19 protein-coding genes and 1 pseudogene are annotated in these 16,587 nt (G+C 61.0%); 9 read left to right on the forward strand and 11 right to left on the reverse strand.

Annotated elements, in window-relative coordinates; genetic code table 11:
• Positions 1 to 90: 90 nt before the first annotated feature.
• From LH365_RS00215 to LH365_RS00245, 7 genes and pseudogenes are all read right to left on the reverse strand, one after another.
• A pseudogene (locus LH365_RS00215) lies at positions 91 to 1,005 on the reverse strand (YifB family Mg chelatase-like AAA ATPase); the annotation flags it as partial.
• Between the two features lie 189 nt (positions 1,006 to 1,194).
• Positions 1,195 to 2,151, reverse strand: a complete 957-nt coding sequence (gene gshB / locus LH365_RS00220) for a glutathione synthase (protein WP_226744214.1) — start codon at positions 2,149 to 2,151, stop codon at positions 1,195 to 1,197.
• Positions 2,152 to 2,214: 63 nt separating this feature from the next.
• Positions 2,215 to 2,583 carry a YraN family protein gene (locus LH365_RS00225; RefSeq protein WP_370639728.1) on the reverse strand — a complete coding sequence of 123 codons (369 nt, stop codon included), beginning with the start codon at positions 2,581 to 2,583 and terminating at the stop codon, positions 2,215 to 2,217.
• Positions 2,580 to 3,431: a 16S rRNA (cytidine(1402)-2'-O)-methyltransferase gene (rsmI, locus tag LH365_RS00230; RefSeq protein ID WP_226744215.1), complete on the reverse strand. Its 852-nt coding sequence runs from the start codon at positions 3,429 to 3,431 to the stop codon at positions 2,580 to 2,582. Before rsmI ends, LH365_RS00225 begins: the two co-directional genes overlap by 4 nt.
• Before the next feature lie 48 nt (positions 3,432 to 3,479).
• Positions 3,480 to 4,082, reverse strand: coding sequence for a hypothetical protein (locus LH365_RS00235; RefSeq protein WP_226744216.1), 603 nt, complete (start codon positions 4,080 to 4,082; stop codon positions 3,480 to 3,482).
• A gap of 48 nt (positions 4,083 to 4,130) precedes the next feature.
• Positions 4,131 to 5,351: a radical SAM family heme chaperone HemW gene (hemW, locus tag LH365_RS00240; protein ID WP_226744217.1), complete on the reverse strand. Its 1,221-nt coding sequence runs from the start codon at positions 5,349 to 5,351 to the stop codon at positions 4,131 to 4,133.
• Positions 5,339 to 5,950, reverse strand: coding sequence for a non-canonical purine NTP pyrophosphatase (locus LH365_RS00245; protein WP_226744218.1), 612 nt, complete (start codon positions 5,948 to 5,950; stop codon positions 5,339 to 5,341). The genes hemW and LH365_RS00245 overlap by 13 nt, the downstream gene beginning before the upstream one ends.
• Positions 5,951 to 6,173: 223 nt before the next feature.
• Here LH365_RS00245 and LH365_RS00250 point away from each other — a divergent pair, with 223 nt between their 5' ends.
• Both LH365_RS00250 and LH365_RS00255 read left to right on the forward strand, forming a co-directional pair.
• The gene (locus LH365_RS00250; protein WP_226744219.1) at positions 6,174 to 6,695 is read left to right on the forward strand and encodes a DUF2975 domain-containing protein; all 522 of its coding nucleotides are present in this window, start codon (positions 6,174 to 6,176) and stop codon (positions 6,693 to 6,695) included.
• Positions 6,692 to 6,907, forward strand: a complete 216-nt coding sequence (locus LH365_RS00255) for a helix-turn-helix transcriptional regulator (RefSeq protein ID WP_226744220.1) — start codon at positions 6,692 to 6,694, stop codon at positions 6,905 to 6,907. The genes LH365_RS00250 and LH365_RS00255 overlap by 4 nt, the downstream gene beginning before the upstream one ends.
• Here the strand turns inward: LH365_RS00255 and rph are convergent, their stop codons facing one another.
• Positions 6,908 to 7,660 carry a ribonuclease PH gene (rph, locus tag LH365_RS00260; protein WP_226744221.1) on the reverse strand — a complete coding sequence of 251 codons (753 nt, stop codon included), beginning with the start codon at positions 7,658 to 7,660 and terminating at the stop codon, positions 6,908 to 6,910.
• A gap of 178 nt (positions 7,661 to 7,838) precedes the next feature.
• On the opposite strand from rph, the gene LH365_RS00265 reads away from it, so the two are divergent.
• Both LH365_RS00265 and LH365_RS00270 read left to right on the forward strand, forming a co-directional pair.
• The gene (locus LH365_RS00265; protein ID WP_226744222.1) at positions 7,839 to 8,027 is read left to right on the forward strand and encodes a hypothetical protein; all 189 of its coding nucleotides are present in this window, start codon (positions 7,839 to 7,841) and stop codon (positions 8,025 to 8,027) included.
• 56 nt (positions 8,028 to 8,083) lie between these two features.
• Positions 8,084 to 8,509 carry a hypothetical protein gene (locus tag LH365_RS00270; RefSeq protein WP_226744223.1) on the forward strand — a complete coding sequence of 142 codons (426 nt, stop codon included), beginning with the start codon at positions 8,084 to 8,086 and terminating at the stop codon, positions 8,507 to 8,509.
• Here LH365_RS00270 and LH365_RS00275 read toward each other — a convergent pair.
• Entirely contained in the window at positions 8,506 to 8,829 is a 324-nt protein-coding gene (locus LH365_RS00275; protein WP_226744224.1) for a hypothetical protein, read from the reverse strand. The two genes, LH365_RS00270 and LH365_RS00275, sit on opposite strands and share 4 nt — an antisense overlap.
• Before the next feature lie 123 nt (positions 8,830 to 8,952).
• On the opposite strand from LH365_RS00275, the gene hrcA reads away from it, so the two are divergent.
• Entirely contained in the window at positions 8,953 to 10,053 is a 1,101-nt protein-coding gene (gene hrcA, locus LH365_RS00280; protein ID WP_226744225.1) for a heat-inducible transcriptional repressor HrcA, read from the forward strand.
• Positions 10,054 to 10,072: 19 nt separating this feature from the next.
• A complete protein-coding gene (gene grpE, locus LH365_RS00285; RefSeq protein ID WP_226744226.1) occupies positions 10,073 to 10,669 on the forward strand; it encodes a nucleotide exchange factor GrpE in 597 nt (198 codons plus the stop codon).
• A gap of 37 nt (positions 10,670 to 10,706) precedes the next feature.
• On the opposite strand, the gene LH365_RS00290 is transcribed toward grpE, so the two are convergent.
• Positions 10,707 to 11,642: a dienelactone hydrolase family protein gene (locus LH365_RS00290; protein ID WP_226744227.1), complete on the reverse strand. Its 936-nt coding sequence runs from the start codon at positions 11,640 to 11,642 to the stop codon at positions 10,707 to 10,709.
• A gap of 384 nt (positions 11,643 to 12,026) precedes the next feature.
• Between LH365_RS00290 and dnaK the strand changes: the two genes are divergently transcribed.
• From dnaK to dapB, 3 genes are all read left to right on the forward strand, one after another.
• Positions 12,027 to 13,928 (forward strand): molecular chaperone DnaK, encoded by a 1,902-nt coding sequence (dnaK, locus tag LH365_RS00295; RefSeq protein ID WP_226744228.1) that lies wholly within the window; start codon positions 12,027 to 12,029, stop codon positions 13,926 to 13,928.
• 198 nt (positions 13,929 to 14,126) lie between these two features.
• Positions 14,127 to 15,293 carry a molecular chaperone DnaJ gene (gene dnaJ, locus LH365_RS00300; RefSeq protein WP_226744229.1) on the forward strand — a complete coding sequence of 389 codons (1,167 nt, stop codon included), beginning with the start codon at positions 14,127 to 14,129 and terminating at the stop codon, positions 15,291 to 15,293.
• 147 nt (positions 15,294 to 15,440) lie between these two features.
• Complete coding sequence (dapB, locus tag LH365_RS00305) at positions 15,441 to 16,193, forward strand: 4-hydroxy-tetrahydrodipicolinate reductase (RefSeq protein WP_226744230.1); 753 nt, start codon at positions 15,441 to 15,443, stop codon at positions 16,191 to 16,193.
• Here the strand turns inward: dapB and LH365_RS00310 are convergent.
• Positions 16,160 to 16,507 carry a hypothetical protein gene (locus LH365_RS00310; protein ID WP_226744231.1) on the reverse strand — a complete coding sequence of 116 codons (348 nt, stop codon included), beginning with the start codon at positions 16,505 to 16,507 and terminating at the stop codon, positions 16,160 to 16,162. The genes dapB and LH365_RS00310 overlap by 34 nt on opposite strands.
• Positions 16,508 to 16,587: the final 80 nt, after the last annotated feature.

The raw sequence follows: 16,587 nt of genomic DNA on the forward strand, positions 1-16,587 counted from the left end.
ACGGTGTTTGGTCGTTCCATGTGCACATGATACGCAAAAACGTATTTTAAAGCGTGACAAACATAGGTGTATTTGCTACATAATGCCGGAATATTCCGGCAGTTCATCAAGGAACAGCACGCCATTGTGCGCAAGAGAAACCTCGCCCGGCTTGGCGCGCAAACCGCCCCCGGTCAGAGCGGCCATGGAGGCCGAATGGTGCGGTGACCGAAAAGGCCGCTCGCGCGTCAGATTGCCCTTTTCCAATAAACCCGCCATCGACCATACCTGCGATGTTTCCAGCAATTCCGCTGAGGTCAGCGGCGGCAGGATACCCGGCAGGCGCTGGGCCATCATCGACTTGCCCGAACCCGGCGGTCCGACGAACAACAGATTGTGTCCGCCCGCGGCAGCGATTTCCAGTGCGCGCTTGGCGGCCTCCTGTCCCTTGACCTCCCTCAGGTCCGGTAGATTAGCGGCCGTCACCACCTCGCCCGGCAGCGGCGCGCTCAACACTGACTGTCCCTTGAAATGCGCGATAAGATCGATCAGTGAACGCGGCGCCAGTATCGGCACGTCCCCGGCCCAGGCGGCTTCGCGGCCATTGGCTTCGGGACAGATCAAACCCATTCCGAAAGACGAAGCCGCAATCGCCGCCGGCAAGGCCCCGGCCATAGCGCCTATCTGTCCGTCGAGCTTCAGTTCACCCGCGCAGACGTACCGATCCAGCGCGTCCTGCGGGATGACACCCATTACCACCATCAGCGCAAGGGCAATGGGCAGGTCGTAATGCGAGCCTTCCTTGGGCAGGTCCGCCGGAGCCAGATTGACCACGATGCGCTTACCCGGCAGGCTCAACCCCATGCCCGCAAAGGCTCCGCGCACGCGTTCGCGGCTTTCCGCGACGGCCTTGTCGCCCAGCCCGACCACCACAAAGGCCAGATTGCCGGAGGTCAACTGCACCTCGGCTTCGACGCGATGCGCCTTCGCCCCCTCGAACGCTACGGTTGTAACCCGTGCCGGCATAGATTCCCCCTCGGCGTGTATTTCGAATAAAAAGGCCGAAAACGCGCACTTTATCGAAATCTTATCCACACCCTAGGGAATGAATTTAGACAAATCAAGAACAAAAATCGAACAAAATGGAAAAAATACAAATAACTGTAATATATGGCCTCATGGCACCGCAGAAAATCGGATATTTTCCTTTATATTCTATGCCTTGGCTGTGGACAGCTTGCGATCCACCGCCTCCCACAAAGCATCGCCGGCGTCAATGCCGTCAAAGGCCTTGAGTTGCACCGCGCCCGTCGGCGACGTCACATTGATTTCTGTCAGATAGTCACCGATGACATCCAGTCCGACGAACATAAGACCACGTTCGCGCAAGGCCGGACCAACCGCCGCGCAGATTTCCAGATCGCGCGGCGTCAGGGTCGTTTGCACCGCTGTGCCGCCGACGCGCAGGTTGGAACGTACGGCATCTTTCTGAGGCACGCGGTTGATGGCGCCGACTACCTCACCGTCGACCAGAATGATGCGCTTATCGCCGGCCGACACGGCCGGAATGAACTTTTGCAGCACCAGCGGTTCACGGCTGATCGCCGCGTGCAGTTCGATCAGGGCATCGAGATTGCGATCATCAGCCCTGAGCTTGATGATACCGCCGCCCGCCGCCCCATGCAGAGGCTTGAGGATAACGTCGCCATGACGGCTGTGGAAATCGCGCAAGGCTTCGGGATCAGCGCTGATCAGGGTCGGCGGCTGGAGGCCCTGGAAGTGCTGGGCAAACAGCTTTTCCGGGCAATCGCGCACGCTGCGTGGATCATTGACCACCAGAGTCTTCGGGTGGATCATCTCCAGCAGATAGGTGGCAGTAATATAGGCCACGTCGAAAGGTGGATCCTGACGCATCAGCACCACATCGACATCGCTGCCGAGGTTGAGCTTCTGATGCTCACCGGCCGTAACATGATCGCCTTTGACCGGTCGCAGCGACACCTTGCGGGCGCGGGCGAAAATCTGTCCGTCTTCCAGCGACAGATGCTGAGGTTCGTAGACCCAGAGTTCGTGCCCGCGCGCCTGCGCCGCCATCATCAGCAGGAAGGTCGTGTCCCCGGCGATATTGATCTTTTCGATGGGGTCCATCTGGACGGCGACGCGCAGGGCCATGACATTCTCTCTCTATGCTCGCCTCTATGTATAGGCCTGAGGTCCCGAGACAAGGGGGCGCGTTCAGATTCCATCGGCAAAGGCGTCGCGCACGTGCCGCAGCCCGCCCGCGGTGACGACATACAGATCGACGTGCAGGCTGAGTTTGGCCAGATCAGGCCGGCGCGCTTGCAGTTTCTGTCCCGCCTGCCACAGCCGGTAACGCTGGGTGGGCGACACGGCGGTCAAGGCCTCAAGCACCGTGCGGCGCTGCTTGACCTCAATGACGGCCAGACGTTGTCCCTTCAGCGTCAGAATATCGATTTCGCCCTCCGGCGTTTTCAGGCGAAAGCCGAGGATGCGATGACCGGTGAGCATGAGGTGCAGCAGGGCGATATATTCGCTGAGATGTCCGCGTTTATGCGCCTTCTGCCCCCGCTCCGCTCTGTTCATTTCAAATCGAGCGCCCGTTTGTAGATGACCTTGCGCGGCAGATCGAACTTCTGCGCCAGCAAGGCCGCAGCCTCAGACGGCGGCAGGGTCTTCAACGCATCGAGAATGGCCGTGTCGAGATCGTCGACGGAGGCGACTTCAGCCTGACCGGGGCCGATAAGAACGACAATCTCGCCCTTGGGCTCCTGCAACTCACGGCACTCGACCAGTTGGCCGAGCGTCCCACGTATGCAGGTCTCATAAAGTTTGGTCAGTTCGCGACACACGGCGGCGGAGCGATCACCCAGCACGTCGCGCATATCGCTCAAAGACTCGTGCAGACGCGGTCCGGTTTCAAAGAAAACCACTGTCGATTCAAGCGTTTTAAAATCGGACAGAAAGGTCTTTCTTGCCGATGATTTATTGGGCAGGAAGCCGGCGAACATGAACCGGTCGGTCGGCAATCCGGCCAGACACAAGGCCGCCATCACTGCCGAAGGGCCGGGAATCGGATGCACGCGCGCGCCGGCCTCCAGCGCCATATTGACCAGCCGGAACCCCGGATCGGAGACCAAAGGCGTGCCGGCGTCCGACACCTGCGCCACCACCTCACCCGCGTGCAGGCGCGTGACAATCTCAGGGATGACCTGCGGTCCGGAATGGTCGTCGTAACGGATCAGCTTTTTCTTGAGGTCATAGGCCGCCAACAGCTTGCCCGTCACCCGCGTGTCTTCGCACAGCACCACGTCGGCGGCGCGCAGCACGTCGAGCGCGCGCAACGTGATATCGCGCAGATTCCCGATCGGCGTGGCGATGATATAGAGGCCCCCTTCGACAGGACGGGGCGGCGGGGCAAAGAAATCGGTCATGTCCCTATCTGGCGCATGGGCGGCGCTTTGGGAAGCCCAAATGCGTTATCAGATAATACCTGCACACGTGCGCGCCAGTTCCTTCCGCCTCTCTTGCGTCAGTTCCACGCCCGTCACCTTCCAGTCCAGACCGTCGCGCGCCACAATCAGATAATTGTCGCCGCTGATGCGGTATTGCCGTGCGGCGAAGCTGCCGTAGCGGATGCGCGGGTCGGGCTTCCAGTTGAGCCGGGCCGGTTGCGGCTTGAGATGCTTGATCAGGGTGACAAAGCCTTTCGGCTCGCCCGCCGTCTGGGCGCACAGGTGCAGGTCGATGGCCTTTTCCGATTCCGGGGCGGGAGCGTCCTCTTGCTTCTGACCGAACAGTCCGGCACCCTTGTCCCACATGCGTTTGAGGAAGCCTTCCTTCTTGGGTTCCTCTTTCGCGGCGACGACCGGGATGACCTCATAGGGGGCGATATCATTATACAGCCGGTTGGTGATGGCCGTACCGTCGATCAGGGCATCGACCCGCGCGGTCTTACCCGCGCTGGCATAGGTCAGGGTGTCGATGGCCACGACCTGCGCGCGATAGACGTCCCAGCAGACGGCCCCGCCGATAATCACGACCAGCACGGTCAGTACGATCAGAATTCTGCGCCATTTGTGCATGAAAACACCCCTCGTTCGCGCCCAGCCTAAGCGGCAAAACGGCAGAAATTATGACAGAAGCTCAAGAAGCAGTCGATCGAGCACCACCCGACCCTTCGGCGTGGCGCGCAGACGGCCATTGCCCAGTTCCAGAAAGCCGTCGGCGATCAGATCGTCGCGTCTGGTCAGCGGCAAAGCGGAGATACGTTCCAGCCTCACCCCTTCGATCAGGCGCAGGCCCAGCATCAGCGCCTCTTCGCTGGCCTCTCCGGATGGGAGACGTTCGGGTGTGACGCTACGACCTGTTTCGCTGATGCGGGCGATATAGGCTTTGAGGTTCGATTCCGCGACTGTCGAATGACGGGCGCTATCAAACGTCAAACGGCCATGCGCCCGCTCTTGCTTATCTTGGCGCGCAGGGCCGTGCGCCAAGTCGTAATCCGGAGGCAGAGTCAAACGGCCATGCGCGCCGGGGCCAACGCCGATATAGTCCACGCCTTCCCAGATATGGATATTGTGTTGCGACCGCGCCGCCATGCCGCGCGCGTGGTTCGACACCTCATAGGCTTCGTAGCCCAACCCGGTCAGGACAGATTGGGTGGTGTCATAGAAAGCCTCGCCCTGTTCCGGGTCGGGGATGCGCAACTGCCCGCGCCGCGCCGCGCGTCCGAAGGCGGTTTCGGATTCGATAGTCAACTGATAGGGCGAAATATGCTCAACGCCCAAATCCGCCGCACGCCCCAGCTCTTTGGCCCAGTTTTCAAGGGTTTGCTCAGGCAGGGCATAGATCAGATCCAGCGACACACGCCCAAAGACAGACAGGGCCGTCTCTAAGCCGATAAGCGCCTCACGCGCCGAGTGGTTACGCCCCAGAAAACGCAGGGCATTATCATCGAGCGACTGAATCCCGATCGACAGGCGGTTGATGCCCGCATCCTGAAAGGCGCGATAACGGGCGATTTCGGCATCGGTCGGATTGGCTTCCAATGTGATTTCGACATCGCCCTCGACCGGAAACAGAGTCCGCGCCTCTTCGATCAATGCCGCCACCCAGTCGGGTTTCATCAGCGATGGCGTACCCCCGCCGAAAAAGACCGAAGCCAGACGACGCGGCCCCAACCACCGCGCCTGCGTTCTCAGATCGGTGCGGATCGCCTCGAACAGGGCCTGCTGCGTATCGGTTTGACCGCGGTCACGGGTGACGTTGAAGTCGCAATAGGGACAGATACGCGAACAGTACGGCCAGTGGATATAGAGGGCGACCGGCTCCGCCGGCGTCAGAACAGACATGCCTTCAACTGCTCGAAGGCCAGATGACGGTGGCTGAGGCTGTCCTTAAGCGCTTCGTCCATCTCGGCATAGGTAATCTCATAGCCATCGGGCTGGAAGATCGGATCGTAGCCGAACCCCTTGTCGCCGCGCGGCGCCACGATATCGCCATGCACGACGCCCTCGAAGACCACGGCATGACCTTCGGGCCAGGCGACGGCCAGAGCCGAGGTAAACCACCCCCGCGTCGAATAGGTCTCGGGATTATGCACTTCGGCCTGAATCATCTTGTGATGAATGATTTCCATGGCGCGCGGAAAATCCTTCTGCGGCCCGGCCCAGCGCGCACTGTAAATGCCCGGATCGCCGTTCAGCGCCGCGATGCTGAGGCCGGAATCGTCGGCCAGCGCCAGCAGGCCCGCCGCCTTCGCCGCGTGGCGCGCCTTGAGGATGGCGTTGCCGACAAAGCTGTTTTCGGTCTCGTCCGGCTCCGGCAGGCCGAGGCTGCCCGCCGATAGGATCTCGAACCGGCCATTCAGAAGGCTGTCGATTTCGCGCGCCTTGCCCGGATTATGGGTGGCGGCGATCAGTTTCTGGCCGGCAACAAGCGAAATCGGCATTGGACATTCTCCGTTTGCCGATTGTTTAGAGCGATATGCCGAAAAGTGTAAGCGGTTTTCGGCAATAATATCGCGACAAAGCAAACATCGGGAGCGGATGACAATTCCATCTTCAAAGTCATTCCGCTCCAGCCCTAAGCGGGACGTAATGAAAAAGGCGTAATTTGGCGATGACGCTTTTTTGTGTCAGAGATCGTTTCAGTTAATCCTGACAGGATGTTCAATGCGTTTCCTCGGTCCGCGTTCGATTTCCAGCCTGCTCAAGACGGCGCTCGATGTCGTCTATTACGGCTTGTTCGCCATGATCGTGGCCGTGGTGATCGCCGCCCTGTGCCTGCTGTCGGTGCCGACGCTGGCCGCCGAGGTCATGGCGCGCATGAAGGTCGGCGCGCAGATCAACGGCACGCAGCAGGCTCTGCTTATGCTGGCCTTCGGCGTGTCGTTGTCGGGCTATCTGCTGATCATGCGCTGGACGCGGCAGGTATTCCGCACATTGGCTGAAGGCGACGTCTTCCATCCGGACAATACGCTGCGCCTGCGCTGGATCGGCTTCGGGCTGGCCGGGGTGGAGCTTTATTCCTACGTCTCGCGCGCGCTGGCGGAGGCCGTGCTCAATATGCCGGTCGAGCCCGTTTACGGGATGCGCGCGGTGACGGCGTGGTTTTCCGTACTGGTCGTCTTCGTGCTGGCCGAAGTGTTCAAGGAAGGGGCGCGGCTCAGGGCCGAGGCAAATCTGACCATATGAGCGTGAATATCTGCCTGAGCGAACAACTGGCGCGGCGCCGCCTGTCGATCGTCGAACTTTCCGACCGGACGGGTATCGCCGTGCGCCATCTGGAACTGCTGCGCGATCAGAAGGCCGTAGCTGTGAGGCTGCGCACGCTGGAATCCCTATGCCGGGCGCTCAACTGCACGCCCGGCGATCTGCTGGTCATTCGTGACGAGGATGAGGGCTGATTACTTCCCGACCGCGGCGCGTTGCAGGGCAAACAGTTCCGCTGCACCGGCATGGGCCAGATCGAACAGGGCATTGAATTCGTCACGTGAGAAGCCGCGCTTTTCACCCGTCGCCTGAATTTCGACAATGTGTCCCGAACCGGTCAGTACGAAGTTGGAATCGGTTTCCGCCGTCGAATCCTCATCGTAATCGAGGTCGAGCACCGGCGCATTCTCATAGATACCGCACGACACGGCCGCCACCTGATCCAGCAGCGGATTGGCGGTGATCAGCTTCTGCTCCAGCAGCTTGTCGCAGGCGAGAGACAAAGCCACCCACGCCGCCGTGATCGAGGCGCAGCGTGTACCGCCGTCGGCCTGAATGACGTCGCAGTCGACCGTGATCTGACGCTCACCGAGGGCTTTGAGATCGACCACGGCGCGGAGCGAACGCCCGATCAGACGCTGGATTTCCTGCGTGCGGCCCGACTGCTTGCCGGCGGCGGCTTCACGGCGCGAACGCGTGTGGGTCGAACGCGGCAGCATACCGTATTCCGCCGTCACCCAGCCCTGCCCCTTGCCCTTGAGAAAGGGTGGCACGCCCTGTTCGACCGAGGCCGTGGCGAGCACCTTGGTATGGCCGACGGTGATGAGGCAGGAGCCTTCGGCATAGCGCGTCACGCCCGTTTCCAGCGTGACCTTGCGCAATTGATCCGGCTGACGGTTCGAGGGGCGGAAGGTTTTCAGGGCGTTCAGGGCGTCGAATTGCGACATGGCGAGGGCCTCCGTTCTGATGGGCTGTGCCTATCAGCATAGGTTCGACCCCGCAAAGGTTTTTCTTGAAGAAGTTTTGTTGAGGACGGGCGGTTGGATGGCACCTCATCGCCGGTTAGGTCTGGCCTACGCTAATTTGTCTGACTAATAGAGGGCGATTGAAAACAGGAGGTTCCCCATGATCGCATCGCGTCTGTCCGCCCTGATGCTGGCCCTTGCGCTTACCCAGCCGGCGCTGGCTCAAACGCCGGCGACCCAAAGCGATGCGCCGGGCACCAATCCGATCATTCGCGATGTCTTCACCGCCGATCCGGCAGCGCTGGTGGTCGGCGATAAGGTGGGTGTGTCGAAACCACCTGCGCAGTAGCCTATCTTTAGGAATTGAGATAGGTTTGGGAAAGCGGGGCTTTAAAGGCAGGAAGCGTGGATAAGGTGCTGGCTTGGGGAGCCTTCATCCTCATGATCATCGTTCACAATGTGGTGGAATACAATCCGGCCTTGCAGGCTTACTGCACCTCGGCGCAGGCCGTTATGACGGTATTCTTCGCCTATGCGGGCCTGTACTTCTATCTGGTCCACAGAGGATATATTAGCGGTGACACGTTGGACGTTGCCAGCGTCCGGGATAACATCATTGCGGATGGTGATGCCAAGAAACACCTGATTGGAAAAATCTATGCTCTTGTGTCCTTTGGTGCCCTGTTCATAGCCTTCTGGCAATTCGCAGGCGGCGCAATCCAGACCCTGAATGCTTTTCTCATTCTCGCAGGGGGTATGGGAGTATGGGGTTTCACCTCCCTGATTTTGATGAGCACGGGCTATTTCGGATGGCTTAAGGCCAAATCCTAATCCCGCTTTTCGTCGACCTTGCGCGAAACCTTGCACGCCTTGTCCATGCAGGCATAGGTATTGCCGTCTTCGTCGACTGGCTCCTTACCCTTGTCTTTCAAGGACTTGGTGACGCGCCACGGACCGCGCAGCGGCTCGAAGTCGCTCGTCTTCGCCTGGGTCTTTGGCCTGTAGGCGCTGGGGATGTCGGTTGCGGCGGACTTGTCTGTCTTGGTCGTGAAAACCGGTTGTCGGGTCAAAGTCACCGCGTCTGCGGCATGGGCCGCGCCCGCCACCGTCACGACCATCATACCGGCCAACGCTGTAAAGGCCTTACGCATGGCAACCTCCCCGTTTCACATGGACATAGGTGAACGCCGCGATCGTGGCAATTTAGCGGCAAGCGGTTGCCACCGCCTCATACCCTCTTCACAATCGGGCAAACCCTTCTATATCCTAAACCCATGAAGACTTCGCTCTCGACCCTGCTGAGCACCACCGCCCCCTTGACCGAACTCGATGCAAGGGCGCGTGAGGTGTTCCGTCATGTTGTCGAGGCCTATCTGGAAACCGGGGAGCCGGTAGGGTCGCGCACCCTGTCCAAGGGCGGGATCGCGTTGTCACCGGCTTCGATCCGCAACACCCTGTCCGATCTGGCGGAACTGGGCCTGCTCAGCGCCCCGCATATTTCGGCCGGACGGATGCCGACGCATCAGGGGCTGCGCCTGTTCGTGGATGGTCTGCTGGAGATCGGCGACGTGGCGCAGGACGCCAAGCGCGAGATCGAGGCGCGGCTGACCGCCAAAGGCATGACCTTCGACAGCGCCCTGCGCGAAGCCTCCAACCTGCTGTCCGGCCTTGCCGGCGGGGCTGGGGTGGTGATGACCCCGTCTTTCGAAGCCGGGGTGCGCCACGTCGAATTCGTCAAGCTGTCGCCGGATCAGGCGCTGGCCGTGCTGGTCTTCGACGACGGACGGGTGGAAAACCGCCTGATGGCGCTCGATGCCGGAGTGACCCCTGCCGATCTGATCGAAGCCTCCAACTATCTCAGCACGCGCCTGCGTGGCCGCACCCTGAGCGAAGCCGGCCGCGACCTGCGCACCGAGCTTGAGGCCGAGCGTCAGCAGCTCAACGACGCGGCCACCGGCCTGATCGCGCGCGGACTGGCGGCCTGGGCCGGCGGCGAGAACGACAAAAGGGCGCTGATCGTCCGTGGGCAGGCCAATCTGCTGGAGGCCTCGGCGCTCGAAGATCTTGAACGCGTGCGCGCCCTGTTCGAGGATCTGGAAGAAAAGGAAGAACTGATCAACCTGCTCGACAATGTGCGTTCGGCGCAGGGCGTAAGAATTTTCATCGGATCGGAATCGAAACTGTTTTCTTTGTCCGGTTCGGCTGTTATTGCAGCCCCCTACATGCTGGGCGGTCCCAAGACCGGGCAACCGCAGAAGGTCGTCGGCGCCATTGGCGTCATCGGACCCGCCCGGTTGAATTACGCGCGCATCATCCCACTTGTGGACTATACCGCGAAAATCCTCGGCCGCCTGCTGGAGCAGGACAGGCCCTAAGCAACAGAGTTCGAGATTAATGAGCGAAGACCATAACGAACAAGACGCCCCGTTCGCCAACGACGCCATCGACACGCTGAACGCGGCGCTGGAGCAGCTTCAGGCCGAAAACACCGCGCTCAAGGAACAGGCGCTGCGCTACGCCGCCGAAGCCGAAAACGTCAAGCGCCGAGCCGAGCGCGAAATGAATGACGCGCGCGCCTTCGCCATTCAGCGCTTCTCGCGCGATCTGCTGGGTGTGGCCGACGTGCTGCAACGCGCGCTGCAGGCCGTCCCGGCGCAGATCGAAGACCCGGCGTTCAAGAACTTTGTCTCGGGCATCGAGATGACGGAAAAGGAACTGGCCGGCGCGTTCGAAAAGAACGGTGTCAAGAAGATCGCACCTCTAAAAGGCGACAAGTTCGATCCGAACTTTCATCAGGCCGTGATGGAGCAGCCCTCCACCGAGGTCGAGGGCGGCAGCGTCCTGATGGTCATGCAGGCGGGCTACGAGTTGTTCGGCCGCACCATCCGTCCGGCCATGGTCGTTACGGCGGCCAAGTCGGCCAGCGCCGCCAACGGTGCTTATAACGGCGGCGACAGCGCTTCGGGCGGCACGATCAATACCCAGGCTTAAAAGCGAAAAACCCCGGCCTAGCGGTCGGGGGTTTTCTTTACAGATACGCCCCAAACCACTTGAGCAGTTCGGCCCAGCCTTCCTTAGCGGCCTTCTCATTATAGAGGGCGCGATAATCGGCGTGGAAGCCGTGCTTGGCGTCCTTATAGACCTTGATATGGCTCGGCGTCTTGCCCGACACCTTCAGCGCCGTATTCATGCGTTCGACGCTTTCGAGCGAAATGCCCCCGTCCTGACCGGCATAGAGACCCAGCACCGGCTTGCGCAGACCCGCCGCACGGTCGATCGGCCACTGACGCTCTTCCTTACCCAGAAAATCATTGGGCGCCGGACGCTCCAGACGCCCGTACCACGCGACACCCGCTTTGATCTCCGGGATCGAGGTCGCGGCCATCCACACCACGGCCCCACCCCAGCAGAAGCCGGTAATGCCGATCCTAGAGGTATTGGCGAACCTGGTCTTGCCAAACACGCCTTTGGATTGCCCCACATCCGGATTGGACTTCAGCCACGCGATCAGAGTTTTGAGGTCGCCCATCACCTGCTCATTGGTGGCCGTTTCGACCAGCTTGCGGATTTCCGCCGTGTCCTTTAACGCCGCGGCATTGCCCTTACGCGCGAAAGGATCGAAGGTCAGGGCCACATAGCCCTGATGCGCCAGACGGCGGCACACATCGCGCAGATAATCATGCAGGCCGAAGATTTCCGGCACCACCAGCACCACCGGGCGGCGCTTGGCGTCCTGCGGCAAGGCGATATAGGCCGGGATATTATAGTCGGTGCCCGTCGGCACGCTCAGGTCCTTGGCGATAAGACCTGTGTACGGCGTCGAAACCGGCGATTGCGCCGCGGCGGCACCGGCCCCCAGGGCGTAACCGGCGAAGAACAGCCCGGCCATGCGCCGGCGGCTGACGTGAAAATCCTGCGGCTCGCTGCCTTCTGGGCGCGTCAGGGGCAGGTTGTCCATCGTCATCGGCCATTCTCCATGAAATACGGCGGTAACTAACACCATGACTGTGTCACTTTACAAGTCACTTTGGGCGATACGCACAAGGTCCCTAAATCTGTCGGGCTTCACCGAATGAGCGCGTTCTGAAAAACCCTAAAAATAATGCCCCCTTTCCACAGCCCCCTCTTGCAGGGCGGAACACGCCCCTTATATCGGTTGCAGATTTGGCGATCGGACCGACACAGTCCGGTCCAAAATTAGCTAAGCGCGCCCCGAAAAGTGCTATGCGGTTTTCGGACAAGGTGCGCCACACTGTAAAATTTCATCTCACCGGGGATGGACAAGCGGGGTGCTTATCTTCAAAAGGCCTCGAAAGCCCATTGCCTTAAACGGAGTAAATCTGGACTCATGGCTAAAATCATCGGTATCGACCTTGGTACGACCAATTCGTGCGTCGCCGTCATGGACGGCAAGAACCCGAAGGTCATCGAAAACGCCGAAGGCGTTCGCACCACGCCGTCGGTGGTCGCCATTGTTGACGACTCGGAGCGCCTGATCGGGCAGCCCGCCAAGCGTCAGGCAGTGACCAACCCTTCCAATACCTTCTTCGCTATCAAGCGCCTGATCGGCCGCAACTACAGCGATCCGATGGTCCAGAAGGACAAGGGCATGGTGCCCTATGACATCTCCAAGGGCCCGAACGGCGACGCCTGGGTCAAGGCCCACGGCAAGGACTATTCGCCGCAGCAGATCTCGGCCTTCATCCTGCAAAAGCTGAAAGAAGACGCCGAAGCCTATCTGGGTGAAACCGTCACTCAGGCCGTCATCACGGTTCCGGCCTACTTCAACGACGCCCAGCGTCAGGCGACCAAGGACGCCGGCAAGATCGCCGGGCTCGAAGTCCTGCGCATCATCAACGAACCGACCGCCGCTGCTCTGGCCTATGGCCTCGACAAGAACGACGGCAAGAAGATCGCCGTGTACGACCTCGGCGGCGGCACGTTCGACGTCTCGGTTCTGGAAATCGGCGACGGCGTCTTCGAAGTGAAATCGACCAACGGCGACACCTTCCTGGGTGGTGAAGACTTCGACATGCGCGTCGTCGACTACCTCGCCGATGAGTTCAAGAAGGAAAACGGCACCGATCTGCGTCAGGACAAGCTGGCCCTGCAACGCCTCAAGGAAGAGGCCGAAAAAGCCAAGAAGGAACTGTCGACGGTCGCCCAGTACGACCTGAACCTGCCCTTCATTTCGATGAACGCGTCGGGCCCGCTGCACCTGAACCTCAAGCTGACCCGCGCCAAGCTGGAAAGCCTCGTCGAAGACCTGATCCAGAAGACCATCGCCCCCTGCCAGCAGGCGCTGAAGGATGCCGGTCTGAAGGCGTCGGATATCGATGAAGTCGTCCTTGTCGGCGGCATGACGCGTATGCCCAAGGTCGTCGAAGCGGTTAAGGCTTTCTTCGGCCGCGAGCCGCACAAGGGCGTGAACCCGGACGAAGTCGTCGCACTCGGTGCTGCGATCCAGGCCGGCGTGCTGCAAGGCGACGTCAAGGACGTGCTGCTGCTCGACGTGACCCCGCTGACGCTGGGCATCGAGACGCTGGGCGGGGTGTTCACCCCGCTGATCGAACGCAACACCACCATCCCGACCAAGAAGTCGCAGACCTTCTCGACCGCCGACGACAATCAGTCGGCCGTGACGATCCGCGTCTTCCAGGGCGAGCGCCCGATGGCGTCGGACAACAAACTGCTGGGTCAATTCGACCTCGTCGGCATCCCGCCCGCGCCGCGCGGCGTGCCGCAGATCGAAGTCACCTTCGACATCGACGCCAACGGCATCGTCAATGTCAACGCCAAGGACAAGGCGACGAACAAGGAACACTCGATCCGCATTCAGGCCAATGGCGGCCTGAGCGACGCGGACATCGAGGAAATGATCAAGAACGCCGAAGCCAACAAGGCGGAAGACGAGAAGCGCAAGAGCCTGATCGAAGTCCGCAATCAGGCCGACGCTCTGGTCCACTCGACCGAAAAGGCCCTGAAGGACTTCGGGTCCAAGGTCTCGGCCGAAGACAAGACCGCCATCGAAACCGCTCTGGCCGACCTGAAAGCGGCCAAGGACGGTGAAGATGCCGAAGACATCAAGGCCAAGCATCAGACCTTGCTGACCGCTTCGATGAAGCTGGGTGAAGCCATGTACGCCGCTCAAGGCGATGGCGAGGGCGGCGACGCAGCCGATCAGGCCGATGACGGTGTGGTCGATGCCGAGTTCGAGGAAGTCGACAATGACGGCAAGAAGAGCGCGTAAATCCGCGTTCTGACAAGTCGAAGGGGGAGTCTGATTTTATCCGGCTCCCTCTTTTTTTGAGTTTCCGGTGACATCGGCTATGGTGCCGGTGTGAAGAGTGCAGGCAACCCAGGCGGGGGCTTGGGAAATATTTATCGCGCATCTGAGTCCGAAAACCGCAAGGCGCTTTTTCGGGATGCGCTTAAGGGCTTGTTTGTAATGGCGCGTGATTACTACGAAATTCTGGGCGTGGCCCGCGACGCGGATGACGCAACGCTGAAATCGGCTTTTCGCAGGAAGGCGATGGAACATCACCCTGACCGCAATCAGGGCGACGATCAGGCCGAGGCGCGTTTCAAGGAAGTCAACGAAGCCTATTCGGTGCTGTCCGACGGCAACAAGCGCGCGGCCTACGACCGCTTCGGCCATGCCGGGGTCAACGGCCAGGGCGGCGGTTTCGGGGGTCAGGGCGGCTTCGGCCAGCAAGGCTTCGGCAATGTCGAAGACATCTTCTCCGAAATGTTCGGCGACATCTTCGGCGGTGGCGGCGGACGCCGCTCCGGTGGCCCGCAACGCGGTCCCGACGTTCGCTACGACTACGAAATCACACTGGAGCAGGCCTATAAGGGCGCGGATGTCGAACTGAACATCCCGACGACCCTGACCTGCGAAGTCTGCAACGGTTCGGGCGCCAAGGCGGGCACCAAACCGGTGACCTGTCATACCTGCGCCGGCCACGGCCGCGTGCGCACCTCCAACGGCTTCTTCCAGGTGGAACGCACCTGCCCGACCTGTAACGGTCAGGGTCAGGTGATCAAGGAACCCTGCACCAACTGCCACGGCCATGGTCAGGTGCGTGCCAATCGCAAATTGAACGTGCGTATCCCCGCCGGTGTCGATGACGGCGCGCGCATCCGCCTGTCCGGCGAAGGTCAGGCCGGGGCGCACGGCGGGCCGAAGGGCGACCTGTACATCTTCCTGTCGGTGGCGGAGCATGAGATTTTCGAGCGCGATGGCGCCGACCTGCACTGTCAGATCCCCGTGCCTATGACCACCGCCGTTCTGGGCGGCGAGGTCGAGGTGCCCTGCCTGATGGGCGGCGAAGGCTGCGACGGAACCTGCAAGCTGGAGGTCGCTATCCCCGAAGGCGCGCAGACCGGCCACAAGGTCAAGATCAAGGGCAAGGGTATGCCGGTGCTCAACTCGAAACAGCGCGGCGATCTCCTGGTCGAACTGTTTGTCGAGACGCCGAAACACCTCAGCCCGCGTCAGAAGGAACTGATGCAGGAATTCGCCGAGATCGCCGAAGCGCAGTCCTACGCGCAGTCGCAGGGCTTCATGCATAAGGCCAAGCGTTTTTGGGACGACATCACCGGCACCGCTTAACCTCATGAAAAAGTCTTGCGCTAACGCGCAATACGTTTTTCATGGTTCAGAATGGACAAATCCGGCTCGGGGCGGCCCGTCGCCGGATTTGACTTATTGGCGCCCGCTCCTTAGAGGAGCGGGCAGCTTATACACCCCGGAGTTAAGATGACCCAAGTTCGTTTCGCCGTTGCCGGGGCCAGAGGCCGGATGGGTCAGGCGGTCATCCGTGTACTGAACGAGCGTGAATTCACCGTTGCCGCCACCTTCGACAAGGGTGAGATGATCGACCTGTCGCAAGCCGACGCCGTGATCGACTTCACCATGCCCACGGCCACCCTGGCTATCGCCGAAGCCTGTGCCGCAGAAGGCCAGAAGCGCGGCAAGCCGTTGGCGCATATCATCGGCTCGACCGGCTTCATGCCGGAACAGATTGCCGCCCTTGAAGCCTACGGCGACCGTAATATCGTGCTGCGTTCGGGGAACTTCTCTCTGGGCGTAAACATGCTGATGGGGCTGGTGAGACAGGCGGCGGCCAAGCTGGGGCCTGACGCCTGGGACATCGAAGTGCTGGAGGCTCACCATAAGCGCAAGGTCGACGCCCCGTCCGGCACCGCCCTGATGCTGGGGGACGCCGCGGCAGACGGGCGCAATGTCGATCTGCATAATGTCCGCGTCGCCGCGCGTGACGGGCTGACCGGTCAGCGCGAACCCGGCACCATCGGCTTTTCGGTCATTCGCGGGGGCGGGATCATCGGCGAACACAGCGTGCTGTTTGCCGCTGAAGACGAGGTGATCACCTTGTCGCACTCGGCGCGCGACCGCACCCTTTTCGCGCGCGGCGCAGTGGAAGCGGCGCTATGGGCTGCGTCGCAGCCTCCCGGCCTCTACGACATGCAGGACGTTCTCGGCTTTCGCTGACCGAAGGCGAGCAGACGCAGACACCCCAGTCCCATGACGATGACCGCGACCACCACCGCCATCAGGGCGAACTGAATGGCATATTCCGGCTCGCCAAAATCGGGCGCGAGCGGCGGCAGACCCGACAACAGAGGCCACAGGCTGGTGAACACCAGAGTCAGGCACAGGCCGATCAACAAACGCGCCGCCATCGGCAAACCGATCAGAACTCCGCTCACGACGCCGCCCAGTACGGCCGGCCACAGGTTCAGGCCGTTCAGCGCCGCCTGAACCAGATCGCTCAGCAATCCGTAAATCTCGATGGTTTCGGACATGGCTTCGCCTCGCAACTCGCGTATCAAGCGAGTCTGGGCTGCTTCGCAGGGGACGTAAACCGGCGCGCCCTGCACAAATG

This window comes from Asticcacaulis sp. AND118, from assembly GCF_020535245.1.
Lineage (GTDB): Bacteria > Pseudomonadota > Alphaproteobacteria > Caulobacterales > Caulobacteraceae > Asticcacaulis.

What these genes read in the sequence shown, in the direction of transcription:
- dnaK (WP_226744228.1), top strand. Translation starts at nt 12,027, where the DNA reads ATGGCTAAAATCATCGGTATCGACCTTGGTACGACCAATTCGTGCGTC.
- grpE (WP_226744226.1), top strand. Translation starts at nt 10,073, where the DNA reads ATGAGCGAAGACCATAACGAACAAGACGCCCCGTTCGCCAACGACGCC.
- LH365_RS00275 (WP_226744224.1), bottom strand. Translation starts at nt 8,829, where the DNA reads ATGCGTAAGGCCTTTACAGCGTTGGCCGGTATGATGGTCGTGACGGTG.
- LH365_RS00250 (WP_226744219.1), top strand. Translation starts at nt 6,174, where the DNA reads ATGCGTTTCCTCGGTCCGCGTTCGATTTCCAGCCTGCTCAAGACGGCG.
- LH365_RS00245 (WP_226744218.1), bottom strand. Translation starts at nt 5,950, where the DNA reads ATGCCGATTTCGCTTGTTGCCGGCCAGAAACTGATCGCCGCCACCCAT.
- LH365_RS00235 (WP_226744216.1), bottom strand. Translation starts at nt 4,082, where the DNA reads ATGCACAAATGGCGCAGAATTCTGATCGTACTGACCGTGCTGGTCGTG.
- dnaJ (WP_226744229.1), top strand. Translation starts at nt 14,127, where the DNA reads ATGGCGCGTGATTACTACGAAATTCTGGGCGTGGCCCGCGACGCGGAT.
- dapB (WP_226744230.1), top strand. Translation starts at nt 15,441, where the DNA reads ATGACCCAAGTTCGTTTCGCCGTTGCCGGGGCCAGAGGCCGGATGGGT.
- hemW (WP_226744217.1), bottom strand. Translation starts at nt 5,351, where the DNA reads ATGTCTGTTCTGACGCCGGCGGAGCCGGTCGCCCTCTATATCCACTGG.
- rsmI (WP_226744215.1), bottom strand. Translation starts at nt 3,431, where the DNA reads ATGACCGATTTCTTTGCCCCGCCGCCCCGTCCTGTCGAAGGGGGCCTC.
- LH365_RS00265 (WP_226744222.1), top strand. Translation starts at nt 7,839, where the DNA reads ATGATCGCATCGCGTCTGTCCGCCCTGATGCTGGCCCTTGCGCTTACC.
- rph (WP_226744221.1), bottom strand. Translation starts at nt 7,660, where the DNA reads ATGTCGCAATTCGACGCCCTGAACGCCCTGAAAACCTTCCGCCCCTCG.
- hrcA (WP_226744225.1), top strand. Translation starts at nt 8,953, where the DNA reads ATGAAGACTTCGCTCTCGACCCTGCTGAGCACCACCGCCCCCTTGACC.
- LH365_RS00225 (WP_370639728.1), bottom strand. Translation starts at nt 2,583, where the DNA reads ATGAACAGAGCGGAGCGGGGGCAGAAGGCGCATAAACGCGGACATCTC.
- LH365_RS00290 (WP_226744227.1), bottom strand. Translation starts at nt 11,642, where the DNA reads ATGACGATGGACAACCTGCCCCTGACGCGCCCAGAAGGCAGCGAGCCG.
- LH365_RS00255 (WP_226744220.1), top strand. Translation starts at nt 6,692, where the DNA reads ATGAGCGTGAATATCTGCCTGAGCGAACAACTGGCGCGGCGCCGCCTG.
- gshB (WP_226744214.1), bottom strand. Translation starts at nt 2,151, where the DNA reads ATGGCCCTGCGCGTCGCCGTCCAGATGGACCCCATCGAAAAGATCAAT.
- LH365_RS00310 (WP_226744231.1), bottom strand. Translation starts at nt 16,507, where the DNA reads ATGTCCGAAACCATCGAGATTTACGGATTGCTGAGCGATCTGGTTCAG.